Genomic DNA, 15,132 nt, shown 5'->3' with positions numbered 1-15,132 from the left:
ATCAGCCGTCGCGGCCTTCGCGTTTGCGCCCCAACGGCGCCGGCGCGATGACGCCGGGTGCCAGCCGCCGGGTGAAGATCAAAAAGGCGGTGTGCCCGCGCATCGAATGCTGCGGCCGCACCGCGAGACCGACGACGTTCCAACCCCGTTGCAAGGTTTCCCAGGAGCGTGGTTCGGTCCAGCACTGCTGGGCCCGTAACGCCTCGACGGCCCGCGACAGCTGGGTGACCGTGGCCACGTAGATCATCAACACCCCGCCGGGGATCAGCAGCCGCGCGACCGACTCCAGCACCTCCCACGGCGCCAGCATGTCCAGCACGGCGCGGTCGACGGACCGGTCCGGCAGATCCGAGTCGGCGACGTCGTCGACGATCAGTTGCCAGTTGTCCGGTGCCTCGCCCCCGAAGAACACCGACACGTTGCGCTGGGCGTGCTCGGCATGGTCGGCGCGCTGTTCGTAGGAGATCACCCGCCCCTGGGGTCCGACCGCGCGCAGCAGCGAGCAGGTCAGCGCGCCCGAGCCGGCCCCGGCCTCCAGCACCCGCGCCCCCGGGAAGATGTCGCCCTCGTGCACGATCTGGGCGGCGTCCTTGGGGTAGATCACCTGCGGCCCGCGCGGCATCGACATCACGTAGTCGATCAGCAGCGGCCGCATCACCAGGTAGACGGCGCCGTTGCTGGACTTGACCACGCTGCCCTGCTCGAGCCCGATCACCGCGTCGTGGGGGATGGACCCGCGATGGGTGTGGAACTCGGCGCCGGCGGCCAGCACCATCGTGTAGTGCCGACCCTTGGCGTCGGTGAGCTGCACACGCTCGCCCACGGTGAACGGGCCGGTAACGGACACGCGGTCCAGCGTGCCAGCCGACTCGCCGCAACCGGTGCTTGGGGGTTGTCGGCGCCCGGTCCTAGGCTGCCGAACATGATCGTCCAGCCGGAGGCACGGCAGTCGGCGGCGCGGCCGGCGGGCCAGGTGTCGCGCCCGGCGCTGTCGCCGTCCCGGGCGGCGGACTTCAAGCAGTGCCCGCTGCTGTACCGGTTCCGGGCCATCGACCGGCTGCCCGAGGCGCCGTCGCCCGCCCAGCTGCGCGGCTCGCTGGTGCATGCCGCCCTACAGCAGCTGTACGACCTGCCGGCCGCCCAGCGCGGCCCCGAGACGGCCCTGGCGCTGGTGGGCCCCGCCTGGGAACAGCTGCTCGCCGCGAGCCCGGAGCTGACGGCCGACCTGGATCCCGCCCAGCACGGCCAATTGCTGGCCGAGGCGCAGGCGCTGCTCGCCGGTTATTACCGGCTGGAAGATCCCACCCGTTTCGACCCGCAGTGCTGCGAGGAGCGGGTGGAGGTCGAACTCGCCGACGGAACGCTGCTGCGCGGATTCATCGATCGCATCGATGTCGCCGCCACCGGCGAGCTGCGGGTGGTCGACTACAAGACCGGCAAGGCGCCGCCGGCCGCACGAGCCCTGGCCGAGTTCAAGGCCATGTTCCAGATGAAGTTCTACGCGGTGGCCCTGTTGCGTTCGCGCGGTGTGCCGCCCACCCGGCTGCGGCTCATCTATCTGGCCGACGGTCAGGTGCTGGACTACTCACCCGAGCACGACGAGTTGCTGCGCTTCGAGAAGACCCTGATGGCGATCTGGCGGGCTATCCAATCCGCCGGTCGGACAGGCGATTTCCGTCCCACCCAATCGCGGTTGTGCGACTGGTGTCCGCATCAGCAGCTCTGCCCGCTGTTCGGCGGAACCCCGCCGCCCTACCCCGGCTGGCCGGATACGCTTGGCGCGCAAGACAATTCGACTCTGCCCAACCCCGTCGACCTGGCCGGCTAGGCCAGCGGCGACATTTCCTGCAGCATCGTCGGGATCAGTTCGCTGACGGTGGGGTGGATGTGCATGGTGCGCGACAGCGTGGTGTAGGGCGCCTTGGCGGACATGACGTCCAGGATGCCGTGTATCGCCTCGTCGCCGCCGACGCCCAGGATGGCGGCGCCCAGGATCTCCCGGGTGTCGGCGTCCACCACCACCTTCATGAAGCCTTGTGTCTCACCCTTTTCCACCGCCCGGCCCACCCTGGTCATCGGGCGCTTCCCGACCAGGGCCCTGCGCCCTGACGCACGGACCTGCGCGACGGTCATCCCGGCGCGCCCCAGCGGCGGGTCGATGTAGAGCGCGTAGGTTGTGATCCGGTCGCTCACCCGGCGCGGATCGTCGTCGAGCAGATTGGCGGCGACGATCTCGAAGTCGTTGTAGGAGGTGTGCGTGAACGCGCCCCTGCCGTTGCAGTCGCCCATCGCCCAGATGTGTTCGACGTTGGTCTTCAGCTGGTCGTCGACGAGGATGTAGCCGCGGGCGTCGGTCCGCACGCCGGCCGCCGCCAGGTCGAGGTCGTCGGTGTTGGGTCGCCGGCCCACCGCCAGCAGCAGGTGGCTGCCCCGGACGGACGGGGCGCCGTCACGCGGGGCCAGTTCGAAACCGTTGCCGGTCTTGGCTATTCGCACGTCGTCGGCGTTGACGACGATGTCGATGCCTTCGGCCCGCAGAATTTCCTGCACCGCGGCCGACACGTCCTCGTCTTCGCGGGAGGCCAGCCGCGGGCCGCGCTCCACCACGGTCACCGCGGCCCCGAAGCGCCGGTACATCTGGGCGAACTCCAGCGCGATGTAGCTTCCGCCGACGATGACGAGATGTGTTGGCAGCGTGTCGAGTTCGAGGATCGACACGTTGGTGAGGAAGTCGACCTCGGCCAGGCCGGGGATGTCGGGCACCACCGCGCGGCCGCCGACGTTGAGGAAGATCCGTTCGGCCCGCAGCAGGTCCTCGCCGACCTGCAGGGTGTGCGGATCCCGGAAGCGGGCGTGGCCGCGGACCACGGTGCAGCCGGCCATGCCCGCCAACCAGTCTTCGACGCCCTTGCGGTCGCCCAGCATGATCTCGTCTTTGCGTGCCTTGACTTTCGCCATGTCCACGCTGATCGCCCCGGTCCCGACGCCGTAGTCCGCGCCGCGACGGGCCAGGTGGGCCGCATGCGCCGAGGCGACCAGCGTCTTGGTGGGAATGCACCCGGTGTTGACGCAGGTGCCGCCGATCAGTTTGCGTTCGATGATGGCGACGCGCTGCCCGGCCGCGGTCAACCGCCCGGCCAGCGGCGGGCCGGCCTGGCCGGCGCCGACGATGATCGCGTCGAAATGCTTTGTCACTTAACGACTGTCACTTAACGACTGTCACTTAGGGGCTGTCACTTAACGGCCGTCAGCAGATAATCAGTCAGCACGTGCCCGGTCGCCGCGAGAATTGCGAACCCGCCCGCGATCGCCACCACGTCTTCGAGCAGCGCGATCGGCAGGTCCTTGCCGCCGGTCGCGGCGACCAGCCGCCGACGGGCGTGGTAGCCGCCCAGGGTGCCGAGCACCGCGCCGATGACACCGGCCCCGAGCGCGGTAAAGGTCCAATGCGGCCAGGCCCCCAGCGCCGCCCCGGCCAGCCCGCCGAGCACGATCCGGGCCGCGAAGATCGGCGCCGCCGTGCGGGCCGGGGTCTTGGGCAGCTTGTCGTTCACCAGTTCACCGACGGCAAGCACGGTGAAGACGATCACCGTGATGATGTTGGCCATCCAGGACGCCCAGGTGCCGTGCAGATCGACCCAACCGATGAAAGCGGCCCAGGCCACCACGGCCGGCGCCGTCAGCGACCGCAATCCGGCGACGACACCGATCAGCAAAGCCAGCAATACGATAAGCGCGTGTGTCACGGGGATCCTCCTCCGAGGGTGAACAACCGGCGGCCGGTGCAGGGACGGCCCATTCGCCAACCCGGGCAATCCCCTGAGCCGGACGCTAACACAGCGACCCGGGCGGCACGATGCCCACGCGGCCCGCACCCGGCCGGTACGGAGTGCGATCAGAACCGGCAAAACCTGATGTCGGACGCCAGGATCGCCTTGGCCCCGATAGCGGCCAGTTCGTCCATGATCTCGTTGACGCCGCGGCGCGGCACCAGCGCCCGGATGGCGACCCAGTCCGCGTCGGCCAGCGGCGCGATGGTGGGCGACTCCAGCCCCGGCGTGATCGCCGTGGCTTTGTCCAGCACCGCCCGGGGGCAGTCGTAATCGAGCATCAGGTATTGCTGCCCGAACACCACACCCTGGATCCGCGCCACCAACTGATCGCGTGCGGCCTGTGTGTCGTCCTGTCCACCCCGGTCGCTCTCGATGAGCACCGCTTCGGAATCGCACAGCGGCTCACCGAAGGCCACCAGGTTGTGCAAGCTCAGGGTGCGCCCCGACCCGACCACGTCGGCGATGGCGTCGGCCACACCGAGCTGCACCGAAATCTCCACCGCGCCGTCGAGTCTGATGACGGTGGCCTCAATACCGCGCTCTGCCAAGTCTTTTCGGACCAGGTTGGGATATGCGGTGGCGATCCGCTTGCCGGCCAGATCGGCGATCTTCCAGTCCCGCCCGGCCGGCCCGGCGTAGCGAAAGCTCGACGACCCGAATCCCAGCGCCAGGCGTTCCCGCACCGGGGCGTCGGAATCACCCACCAGGTCCCGTCCGGTGATGCCGAAGTCCAACTCGCCCGAACCCACGTAGATGGCAATGTCTTTGGGCCGCAGGAAGAAGAACTCGACCTGGTTGACCGGATCGATGACGGTCAGATCCTTGGAATCGGTGCGGCGCCGATAGCCGGCCTCCGCGAGGATCTCGGTGGCCGGCTCGCTCAGCGTGCCCTTGTTGGGAACCGCGACGCGCAGCATCGTCACAGCTTCCGGTACACGTCGTCGAGGGACAGCCCGCGCGCGATCATCAGCACCTGCGTCCAGTACAGCAATTGGCTGATCTCCCCGGCCAGCGCGTCGTCGGATTCGTGCTCGGCGGCCAGCCACACCTCACCGGCCTCCTCCAGGATCTTTTTGCCCAGCCCGTGCACGCCGCCGTCCAGCGCGGCGACCGTCGCGCTGCCGGCGGGCCGGGTGCGGGCACGCTCGCCCAGCTCGGCGAACAGATCCTCGAAGGTCTTCACGGCCAGCGATTGTTTCACGCGCCGGCCGGCAAAGTCACGGCGGTTTAGCCCGGGCCGGGCGTGGCGTCGCTGGGCCGGTCGAATCCGGCGAGCGTGATGCGCAGCGCTTCTTCCAATCGCTCGTGAAAGGGCCGGCTCTCGTCGCTGTCCGAGCTCAGCCATCCGTCGAGGACGAATTGGACGGTGGCCAAACTCGTGTGCACCAGCAGGGCGGGCCGAATGTCAAGCGCGGCATTGACATTCATCCTCTGCGCGACTTGTTGGATCAGGTCGCTGTGATCGGTTTCGCTCATCAACACGGACTTACGCAGCAGGTGGGGCGCGGTCGCGACGGCGTGCCGCCAAGTATCGAAGTCGCCGGCCGCGCCGACCTCCTTGGCATGCGTGACGAACAGTTGGATCAACGCTTCGACCGCCGACTCATGCGTTGGCCTGGTGCGGTACGAGCCCACGATCGTGGCGGCCACCTCCCGGGCGGGATCGACCAGCAGGCCCTCCTTGGTGGGCGCGTACCGGAAATAGGTGCTGATCGAGATCCCGGCGGCCGCGGCGATCTCCTCGGTGGTCACCGCCTCGAAGCCGCGCTCGGCGAACAGCTGGTGGGCGGTCTGCTGGATCTGCGATAGCAGCTCGGCCCGGCGCCGGTCCCGCAACGAGCTGCTATTTGCTGAGGGCATGCCATCACCTTCGCCAATCCGACATTCAAACCCCACGGCGCCGTCCAGCGACGAACTGAGATGAGTGACTCTACACTATTGAAAGCCCCTCTCAAGTAGGCTAGTGTGTGATCCAGCACACGCCAATGAACTGCGGACTTATGGAGCTTGTTGACACTATTTTAATAAAGATAGAGTCAATGGCGCCCGACGACGTTCGCGCGGCACTCAGGATTCAGGGGCGGGAAGAGGGCCGATGAATGCGGTAGCTGGTACGCAATGACCTCTGCCATAGGTTTGCTGAACGGACCGCTGGTCACGCCGCGATGACCGCGACTTTGACCACGCCACTCGACGGCGTCGACGGCGTTGCTGCCATCCGGAACTGGTCGGTCGGCTACGTCAAACGTCACCCAGTCGCCGCACTGACGACGGTCGGCGAGCAGTTCGTGCTGGGGGTGCGCACCATCCAGTACTTCTTCTACGACCTGATCACCGGGCGATTCCAATGGCAGGAATTCGTCCGCCAGGGCGCGTTCATGGCCGGCACCGCCGTGTTGCCCACCATCCTGGTCTCGCTGCCGATCAGCGTCACCCTGTCCATCCAGTTCGCATTGCTGGCCGGGCAGGTGGGCGCCACCTCGCTGGCCGGCGCGGCCAGCGGGCTCGCCGTGATCCGGCAGGGCGCGTCGCTGGTCGCCGCGGTGCTGATGGCGTCGGCGGTCGGGTCGGCGATCACCGCCGACCTGGGTTCGCGAACCATGCGCGAAGAGACCGACGCGATGGAGGTGATGGGCGTCTCGGTGGTCCGTCGCCTGGTGGTGCCCCGCTTCGCCGCGGCGGTGATGATCGGCGTGGCCCTCACCGGCGTCGTGTGTTTCGCCGGATTCTTCGCCAGCTACATGTTCAACGTGTACTTCCAGAACGGGGCGCCGGGCAGTTTCGTGTCCACCTTCGCGTCGTTCGCGACGACCGGTGACATGATCCTGGCGCTGCTCAAGGCGATCGTGTTCGGCGCCATCGTGGCGATCGTGTCGAGCCAGAAAGGCTTGTCCACCAAGGGCGGACCGACCGGCGTGGCCAACTCGGTGAACGCCGCTGTGGTGGAGGCGATTCTGCTGTTGATGATCGTCAATGTCGCGATCAGCCAGCTCTACATCATGTTGTCGCCCAGGACGGGGCTGTGACGTGACGGCCTCGGCATACCAACCCTTCGCGCCGATCTCGGTGCCGCTGGCGCGGCTCTACCGCAGGGGCAAGGTCCCGGTCATCCGGCTCGGCCACCTGCTGGTCTTCTTCGTCCGGGCGCTGGTGGCCGTCCCGCTGGCCCTGCGCCAGTACAGCGGCGAGTTCCTGCGGCTGCTGTCGAACATCACCTGGGGCAACGGGTCGATCGTGGTGGGCGGCGGCACCGCGGGCGTGGCCGTGGTGCTGGGGATGACGGTCGGCGCACTGGTCGGCATCGAGGGCTACAACTTCCTGGACCTGCTCGGCCTGGGACCGGCCACCGGATTCGTCTCCTCGTTGGTCAACACCCGCGAGCTGGCCCCGCTGATGGCGTCGCTGGCCTTCGCGATGCAGGGCGGCTGCCGCTTCACCGCCCAGCTGGGATCCATGCGCATCGCCGAGGAGATCGACGCGATGGAATCGATTGCCATTCGCCCGATCCCCTACTTGGTGACCACCCGGCTGATCGCGTCGGTGGTGGCGATCGTCCCGCTGTACGCGGCATGCCTGGCGATCGGTTACCTGAGCACCCAAATCGTGGTGAGCATCGGCAGTGGCGGCTCGACCGGGTCCTACCTGCACTACTTCACCCTGATGCTGGCCGGCCAGGACATCGTCTACTCGCTGTTCAAGGCGGTCGTCTTCGTGTGGATCGCCTCCACGATCCAGTGCTACTACGGGTATTACGCGAGCGGCGGGCCCGAGGGCGTCGGGGTGGCCGCGGGGCACGGCATGCGGGCCAGCATCACGGTGGTGATCATCGTGAACATGCTGCTCACCATGGCGCTGTGGGGCATCGATTCCGGCGCAAGGTTCGGCGGGTAGGCCGGTGGCGAGGTCGGTGGACGATGCCCAATTCCTTTGAGCTGGACGGACGCGGCCCCTCGGACCGGCAGCTGTTCGGCATCGGCATCGCGGTGCTGGTGGTCAGCGCCCTGCTCACCACCGTGATGTTGGTGAAATCGACTGGCAGGCTGGACGATTACGTGCGGGTGGTGGCCGACCTGGTCAACGTGGGCGACGGCCTGCCGCAGAAGTCGGACGTCAAATACCACGGCGTGCTGGTCGGCATGGTCGACGACGTCGTCCCCGCGGCCCACGGCAAACCCAACTATGTCCACATCAACCTGAAAGAGGACTACGCCAAGTCGATTCCGGCCAGTGTGACCGCACGAGTAGTGCCCAGCAACGTGTTCGCCGTGTCGTCGGTGCAACTGGTGGGTAACGGGCCCGGCACGAAAATCCGGGACGGCGCCCATATTCCGGAGGACAAGCGGCTGCCCACCGTGTTGTTCCAGACGACGGTCAGCAAGCTGCGCGATCTGCTCGCCGCCGCGGGGCGCGGCCGCGATGACAGGTCGGTGGGAATTCTGGCCGCCCTGGGGGCGGCCACCGATCATCGGCGGGTCAGCCTGCTCAACGCCGGGGCGCAACTGAATCGCCTTCTCGATCAACTCAATTCGATAGTCAGCACCGACACCGGCCCGTCCACGGTGTCGGCCCTGCTGGACGCGACGCGGGGCCTGGCGCAGACGGCGCCGGATCTGCTGGACGCGTTGCACCAGGCCGTCGAGCCGATGCAGACCTTCGCCGAGACACGCGGCCAGCTGGCGTCGCTGCTGTCGGGCGCCGACTACACGGCGGGGACGACGCGTCAGTCCTTCGACAACCACATCGACCAATTGATCAGGATCACCGCCGATTTCACGCCGGTGCTCGGTGTGTTGGCGCAGAAGTCGAACAACTTCGTGCCCGCGGTCACCAAACTGGACAACCTGGCCAACCAGTTCATGGAGCAGGTCTGGAACCCGCAGACCAACCTGGGCAACATGCGCGCGATGCTGACCTTCACCCCCAGCTCCACCTACACCCGCGCCGACTGCCCGCATTACGGAGAGCTGAAGGGGCCCAGCTGCTTCACCGCCCCGCTGATTCCGGTGCGGCCCGACCTGCCCGACGTGCTGCTGCCACAGAACTATCAGCCGCCCAAGGATCTGGCGCCGCCGCCGGGCACGGTGATCGGCCCGGACGGGAACCTCGTCGCGGTGGGCCCGCCGCTGATCAACCCCACCCCGAATTTGACCGACCCCAATCCCCCACTGGCCCCGGGGATTACCCCGTCGCCGCCGGTGCCCGGGAGCGCCAATCCGGACAACCCGTCACCGGGGGCGCCGGCGACACCGCAACCGCAGCAACCGTGGGTCGCGCCGGTGGCGCCCAAGGCCCCATGGATTCCCCAGTCCTCGTTCCGGCCGTCGTTCGGGGGCAACGTGGGTCCCGTGGGGAGCCAATACGAACGAACCATGCTGGGCGCGATCACCGGTGGACCCGCGTCGGAGGCCACCGAGTTGCTGCTGGGCCCGGTCGCCCGCGGAACAACGGTGTCGCTGGCGCATCCGCCCGGGCCGTCGCCCGCGCCTCGACCCGGGGAGTCACCCGCGCATCCGCCCGGGCCGTCGCCCGCGCCTCGACCCGGGGAGGGCAAATGAGGTTTCGCGGCCCGCTCATCGCGCTGACGCTGTTCATGATCGTCTCGCTGACGCTGACCTGGCTGGTGTATGTGAGCCTGCGCCGCGACGTGGCCGGCGACACGGCCCGGTATTCGGCGGTGTTCAGCGATGTGTACGGGCTGCGCGAAGGTGACGACGTCCGGATGGCCGGGGTGCGGGTGGGCCGGGTCGAAAAGATCGAACTGGACGGGAAATTGGCGAAGGTCTCCTTCGTGGTGCAGTCCGAACAGCGGCTGTACGGGAACACCCTGGCTTCGGTCACCTACCAGAACATCGTCGGCCAGCGCTATCTCGGCCTGTCGTTGGGCAAGGAGGGCAATCCAGCGCAGCTTCCGCCGGGCAGCACCATTCCGCTGGAACGCACCGAACCCTCCTTCGACGTCACCACGCTGCTCAACGGCTACGAACCGTTGTTCAGCTTGCTCAACCCGCACGACGCCGACAACCTGACCAAGGGCATCATCGCCTCGCTGCAGGGCGACACGTCGTCGCTGGCCACCCTGGTCGGCCAGACTTCCACGCTCACACAGACTTTCGCCGGCCGCGACCAGGCGCTCGGCAACGTGATCACCAACCTGAACAAGGTGGTGGGCAACCTGGCGGCGCAGAACGACAACCTCGACGGGGTCATCACCCAGACCCGCAGCGTGGTCGGGGAACTCGACCGGCGACGCCCGGACCTGGTGGCCTCGGTGGGGTCGCTGGCCCGGCTGAGCGATCGGCTGTCGGCCTCGGCCGCCGACGTGTACCCGGCGCTGCGTGAGTTCATCGACCGCCAACCGGGCGTCACCAAACACATCATGGACGTCGAACCGCAGGTGGCCTTCTTCGGCGACAACATCCCGCTGCTGTTGAAGGGGCTCACCCGGGTGGGCAACCAGGGCGCCTACGGCAACGCCTACGTGTGCGACGTGAACTTCATGGGATTTTTTCCGGGGCTCAACGACGTCGTGCCGATCATCATCAACGCCGCCACACCCGGCAACCGGGCCTGGCACACCCCGAGATGCAGGAGCACCGTCGATGGTTGAGTTGATGGCCGGGACCACGGCAGGATCGATGCTCGACAGGTCTGTGCGGCAACGGCTTTCGGCACTGACGAAGCGCCCGCTGGAGAGCTACAACAAGACCTGGCTCGGGTTCGTCGCCGTCGCGGTGGTCGCGGCGGTGATCGCGGTCATGCTGGTGGTGCACGCGCTCGGCGCCGGATACCGGCACTACACGGCCGAGTTTGCGCAAGCGGCATCGCTGCGCGCCGGCAACCCGATCGTGGTGGCGGGCATCCCGGTGGGCACGGTCACCAGCATGAAGCTCGTCGGCGACCACGTCGAGGCGGGTCTGAAGGTGCGCGACAACATCAACTTCGGCAAGGATTCCCGGGCCCAGATCCGGGTCACCACCATCCTGGGTTCGCGCTACCTGGCGCTGGAACCCAATGGCCCGGCGCGCCTGCCCGGCAACACCTTCGACCTGGCGCACACCGAGGTCCCCTACGACCTGCAGGCCGCATTGCAGGACGCTACCACCACCTTCGAGCAGGTCGACTCCGACCGGTTCGCCCAGTCGCTGGCGGTGCTGGGCAAGCAACTCGAGGGCCTGCCGGCGGTTGTGCCGCAGGCGATCACGAACATCGACACGCTGTCGTCGATCATCGCGACCCGGCGCGATCAACTCGGGCAGCTGCTGCGCAGCACCGAACAGGTGACCAACACGCTGCGCCGCCAGCAGGCCGGCATCGGCGCGCTCGTCGACCAGGGCGAGGACCTGCTGGGCCAATTCGTGGCACGACGCGCGGTCTTCCACGCCATGATGCGATCCCTGTCCAGCCTGGTCGACACCCTCAGTCGGGTGGCGGTCAACGACCGGTCGGGGGTGGACGCGCTGCTCAAAGACATCCGCGATTTCACCGGCCTGGTGTCCGCGCACGACGACCTGCTGCACAGCCTGCTGCAGGTCAGCCCGATCTTCTTCCGCGAGGCGGCCAACCTCACCGGTGACGGCAACGCGATCAATTTCAACGCGCCCAACGTCCCGCTGATCGACTCGTGGATGTGCGCGATCAGCGGGCGTGCCAAGCAGTTCGGCATGATCCAGTACTTCAAGGACTGCAAGTGACGCGGCTCGGCACGAAGGCACTGGCCGTGGTGGCCGGCGTGGCTGTGGTCGCCGCCGCCGTCGGCATCGGATGGTGGCTGCTGCGCCCCGACGACGACACGATCACGGTGACCGCCCAATTCGACAGCGCCTCAGGGCTTTACGAGGGCAATGTGGTGGCGGTGCTGGGCATGCCGGTGGGCAAGATCACCAAGATCAACCCCAGGGGCGGCTACGTCGAGGTCGAGTTCACCGTCGACCGCGGCGTCAAGGTTCCCGCCAACGCGCAGGCCGTCACCGTGTCGACCTCCATCCTCACCGACCGGCAGATCGAACTCACGCCGCCCTACCGCGGCGGCCCCGTCCTGGGTAACCACGACACCATCGGGTTGCCGCGGACCAAGACGCCCGTCGAATTCAGCAGTGTCCTCAATGTTTTGGACAAGGTGACCAAGTCGCTGGAGGGCGACGGCCACGGCGGCGGCCCGATCGCCGACGTGCTGGGCGGCGGTGCCGAGGTGGTCAACGGCAACGGCGAAAAGATCAAGGCGGCCCTCGGTGAGCTGTCCAAGGCGTTGCGGCTGTCCAGTGACGGCGGCGCGGCCACCCGCGAACAGATCACCACGATCGTCAAGAACCTCAGCACCCTGTTCGACGCCGTGGCCAGCAACGACACCAAACTGCGCGAATTCGCCTCCACCATTCACCAAGTCAGCCAGATCATGGCCGACGAGGACCTCGGCAGCGGCAACACCGGACACAAACTCGACCAGCTGATCCAGCGGGCCGGCGACCTGCTCGACGCCAACCGCGACAACATCAAGCACGCCGTGCTCAGCGGCAACGACACGCTGAAGACCGTGACCGACCAGCGGCGCGACCTGGCCGAGCTGCTGGACCTGGCCCCCCTGGTGGCCGACAACGCCTACAACATGATCGACCGGGCGAACGGCAGCGTCCGCGCCCGCTTCCTCACCGACCGGTTGCTGTTCGACAGCCAGTACACCAAAGAGATCTGCAACCTGATGGGCCTGCGACAACTCGGCTGCAGCACCGGCACGATCCAGGACTTCGGCCCGGACTTCGGGCTGACCTATGTGCTCGACGGCCTGGCCGCCATGGGACAGAAATGACGGCGACGGGCGCGTGGGGAAGGCTCACGGCGCTGGCCGCGGCGATGGCTGTGACGATGGCCACCGCGGGCTGCGCCACGAATGGCCTTGCCAGCCTGCCACTTCCGGCCCCGGGGCTGGGATCGGGGGGTTATTCGCTGAACGCGGTGTTCTCCAACGCGCTCAACCTGCCGATGAACGCCAAGGTCAAACTCGCCGGCGCGGACGTCGGGCAGCTCGAATCGATGGTGGCCCGCAACTACACCGCGCTCACCCGGCTGCGCATCCGCGACGGAGTGCAACTGCCCCGGGGCAGCACGGCCGAATTGCGCACCGCCACACCGCTGGGCGACGTGTTCGTCGCGCTGAAACCCCCGCCGGGCGATCACGACGCGCCCCTGCTGAAGAACGGCGACACCATCGGCCTGGAGTCCACCGCGGCGGCCGCGACGGTCGAGTCGGTGCTCAGCTCGGCGGCTGTGCTGGTGAACGGCGGCGCGGTGCGCAATTTCACCAACATCATCAACGGCTTCGGCAAGGCGACCGGCGACCAGGGCCAGGCCTTCGGGGACATGATCCGCAAGTCCAACGAGCTGCTCGGGACGCTGGATGCCCGGTCCGACCAGATCTCGGCCGCGTTGACGCAATTGTCCACTCTCGCCGACCAACTCGACGCCAAGAACCACACCATCACCGATCTGATGACGGCCGCCGGTCCCGCCACCTCGGCCCTGGCCGACAACACCGGCGAGCTGTCCGAGGTCGCCCAGCAGGTGGGTGACACCTCGCGGCTGCTGGCCCGCTTCCCCGCGCTGGGCGGGACCGACACCAGCGGGCGCAGCATGATCCGCGACCTGAACACGATCGCCGGGGCCGCCAACGACGTCGCGGTGAGCCCGGACACCAGCTGGCAATCGATCAACCGGCTGATCCCGGCGTTGGTCAAATCGACGGCGGGAAACTCGATTTCGGTGAACGTCAGCGTGGACAAGATCATGCTGGGATCGCTCCCCGACATCGGCTTCCCCGGCGACATCGGGCTGCACGGGCCGCACCACTACAACGTCAACCTGCTGGTCGGCACCCTCAAGTACACGCTGTGGCGGCTGCAGGAGCGCGTGGTCGGCCGCGGGCCCAACGCGCCGCAGGTTCCCGTCGTGCCGGATCCCACCGTCCCCGGCCAGATCGACGTCGCCCCCGGACCTCCCCCGCCGCAGCCGGGATCGCCGCCATGATCCGCGCCGTCGCCGGCTTCGCCAATCTCGTTGTCCGTGCGGTGCGCACGGGTCATCGACAGCAGGTCTGGCTGTCCGTGGCGGGGTTGGTGCTGATCCTCGTCGTCGCGACCGCCTATCTGTTGATCGGCGCGTTGCGGGTGACGCCGTTCGCGTCGTCCTACCGCGTCACCGTGCAGTTGCCGGAATCCGGTGGGTTGCTGCCGAATCAGGATGTGGCGCTGCGCGGGGTGCGGATCGGACGAATCGAGTCGCTGCAGATCACCGACAACGGCGTCAACGCCGTCGCCGCCATCACGTCGAAGGTGCGCATCCCGGCGAACACCGTCGCGCACGTGTCGGCGCTGTCGCCGGCCGGCGAGCAATTCATCAATTTCGAGGCCGCCTCCGACGCCGGGCCCTATCTGCACGACGGCAGCTTCATCACCTCCGAGCGCACCACCGTCCCGGTCAGCCTGGCCCAATTGCTCGGCACGCCGACGGATTGCTGGCCCAGGTGGATCCGCGCAAGATCGAGCTGATCAAAAAGGAGCTGAGCCTGAGCAAGGAGGGCCCGGCGAAGTTGACGGCAATCGTCGACGGCGGTCTGTTCCTGCTTTCCACGCTCGACTCGGTGCTGCCCGAAACCACCAGCATCATCAAGACCAGCCGCGTCGTGCTGAATCTGGCCAGCGACAAGAACAACGGATTAGGCGCCGCCGCAACCGAACTCAACCACACGCTGACGGGTGTCGCCCGGATGCAGGCCGGCTACCGCCGGTTGACTTCGCAGACGCCGCAAACACTTTCGGCCGTCGACAATCTGTTCGCGGACAACTCCGACACCATGGTGCAGTTGCTGGGCAGCATGGCCACCATGTCGCAGCTTCTCTATCTGCGCGTCCCGGCGCTCAACGCGCTGTTCCCCGATTACCGCGGCTCGGTGCTGGACGCGGTGACGAGCGTCTTTCACGACCACGGCGTGTGGGCGACGGCCGACCTCTACCCCCGCTATGTGTGCGACTACGGCACACCGGCGCACGCCTCCTCCGCCGCCGACTACTACGAGCCGTTCATGTACACCTACTGCCGCGACGACGATCCCGCGGTGTCCATCCGGGGCGCCAAGAACGCGCCGCGACCGGGCGGCGACGACACCGCCGGCCCGCCGCCGGGGGCAGACCTGGGCCGGCGAACCGATCCCACACCCCGGGGCCGCTACACCATCCCCACCCCTTACGGCGGCCCGCAGCTGCCGATCGAACCGCCGCACTGAGCCGGAAACCAGCCGAGCCGATCCCTA

Annotated in this window: 14 protein-coding genes and 1 pseudogene; 9 read left to right on the top strand and 6 right to left on the bottom strand. The window is 67.7% G+C overall.

Annotation, left to right across the window (positions count from 1 at the left end; genetic code table 11):
- Window position 1: 1 nt before the first annotated feature.
- Window positions 2-847, bottom strand: a complete 846-nt coding sequence (gene trmI, locus H7I87_RS28505; protein WP_009976625.1) for a tRNA (adenine(58)-N(1))-methyltransferase TrmI — start codon at window positions 845-847, stop codon at window positions 2-4.
- A 75-nt stretch (window positions 848-922) separates the two neighbouring features.
- Between trmI and H7I87_RS28500 the strand changes: the two genes are divergently transcribed.
- Window positions 923-1,828 (top strand): RecB family exonuclease, encoded by a 906-nt coding sequence (locus tag H7I87_RS28500; protein WP_023863795.1) that lies wholly within the window; start codon window positions 923-925, stop codon window positions 1,826-1,828.
- Here H7I87_RS28500 and H7I87_RS28495 read toward each other — a convergent pair.
- The 5 genes from H7I87_RS28495 to H7I87_RS28475 all read right to left on the bottom strand — a co-directional run bounded on the left by H7I87_RS28495 (window position 1,825) and on the right by H7I87_RS28475 (window position 5,693).
- Entirely contained in the window at window positions 1,825-3,195 is a 1,371-nt protein-coding gene (locus tag H7I87_RS28495; RefSeq protein WP_023863794.1) for an FAD-containing oxidoreductase, read from the bottom strand. The two genes, H7I87_RS28500 and H7I87_RS28495, sit on opposite strands and share 4 nt — an antisense overlap.
- Before the next feature lie 38 nt (window positions 3,196-3,233).
- A complete protein-coding gene (locus H7I87_RS28490) occupies window positions 3,234-3,746 on the bottom strand; it encodes a membrane protein (protein WP_019733399.1) in 513 nt (170 codons plus the stop codon).
- 149 nt (window positions 3,747-3,895) lie between these two features.
- Window positions 3,896-4,750, bottom strand: coding sequence for an ATP phosphoribosyltransferase (gene hisG, locus H7I87_RS28485; RefSeq protein ID WP_003872173.1), 855 nt, complete (start codon window positions 4,748-4,750; stop codon window positions 3,896-3,898).
- A gap of 2 nt (window positions 4,751-4,752) precedes the next feature.
- On the bottom strand, window positions 4,753-5,034 hold the full coding sequence (locus H7I87_RS28480) for a phosphoribosyl-ATP diphosphatase (RefSeq protein WP_003872174.1): 282 nt from the start codon (window positions 5,032-5,034) through the stop codon (window positions 4,753-4,755).
- Window positions 5,035-5,060: 26 nt separating this feature from the next.
- A complete protein-coding gene (locus tag H7I87_RS28475; RefSeq protein WP_031349579.1) occupies window positions 5,061-5,693 on the bottom strand; it encodes a TetR family transcriptional regulator in 633 nt (210 codons plus the stop codon).
- Between the two features lie 305 nt (window positions 5,694-5,998).
- On the opposite strand from H7I87_RS28475, the gene H7I87_RS28470 reads away from it, so the two are divergent.
- From H7I87_RS28470 to H7I87_RS28435, 8 genes and pseudogenes are all read left to right on the top strand, one after another.
- Window positions 5,999-6,859 (top strand): MlaE family ABC transporter permease, encoded by an 861-nt coding sequence (locus tag H7I87_RS28470; protein WP_095955514.1) that lies wholly within the window; start codon window positions 5,999-6,001, stop codon window positions 6,857-6,859.
- A gap of 1 nt (window position 6,860) precedes the next feature.
- On the top strand, window positions 6,861-7,724 hold the full coding sequence (locus H7I87_RS28465) for an ABC transporter permease (protein ID WP_033726874.1): 864 nt from the start codon (window positions 6,861-6,863) through the stop codon (window positions 7,722-7,724).
- Window positions 7,725-7,747: 23 nt separating this feature from the next.
- Complete coding sequence (locus H7I87_RS28460; RefSeq protein WP_083071364.1) at window positions 7,748-9,388, top strand: MlaD family protein; 1,641 nt, start codon at window positions 7,748-7,750, stop codon at window positions 9,386-9,388.
- Entirely contained in the window at window positions 9,385-10,440 is a 1,056-nt protein-coding gene (locus tag H7I87_RS28455) for an MlaD family protein (protein ID WP_011724759.1), read from the top strand. Before H7I87_RS28460 ends, H7I87_RS28455 begins: the two co-directional genes overlap by 4 nt.
- Window positions 10,441-10,468: 28 nt before the next feature.
- Window positions 10,469-11,524, top strand: coding sequence for an MCE family protein (locus H7I87_RS28450; protein WP_031349578.1), 1,056 nt, complete (start codon window positions 10,469-10,471; stop codon window positions 11,522-11,524).
- The gene (locus tag H7I87_RS28445; protein WP_009976612.1) at window positions 11,521-12,636 is read left to right on the top strand and encodes an MCE family protein; all 1,116 of its coding nucleotides are present in this window, start codon (window positions 11,521-11,523) and stop codon (window positions 12,634-12,636) included. Before H7I87_RS28450 ends, H7I87_RS28445 begins: the two co-directional genes overlap by 4 nt.
- Window positions 12,633-13,850, top strand: coding sequence for an MlaD family protein (locus H7I87_RS28440; RefSeq protein ID WP_023879993.1), 1,218 nt, complete (start codon window positions 12,633-12,635; stop codon window positions 13,848-13,850). The genes H7I87_RS28445 and H7I87_RS28440 overlap by 4 nt, the downstream gene beginning before the upstream one ends.
- Window positions 13,847-15,105: pseudogene (locus H7I87_RS28435) on the top strand (MlaD family protein). Before H7I87_RS28440 ends, H7I87_RS28435 begins: the two are co-directional and overlap by 4 nt.
- Window positions 15,106-15,132: the final 27 nt, after the last annotated feature.

The sequence above is a fragment of the Mycobacterium timonense genome, from assembly GCF_025821985.1.
GTDB lineage: Bacteria > Actinomycetota > Actinomycetes > Mycobacteriales > Mycobacteriaceae > Mycobacterium > Mycobacterium avium.
Note: the sequence above shows the minus strand (reverse complement) of the source record. Positions and strands in the feature narration are given on the sequence as shown.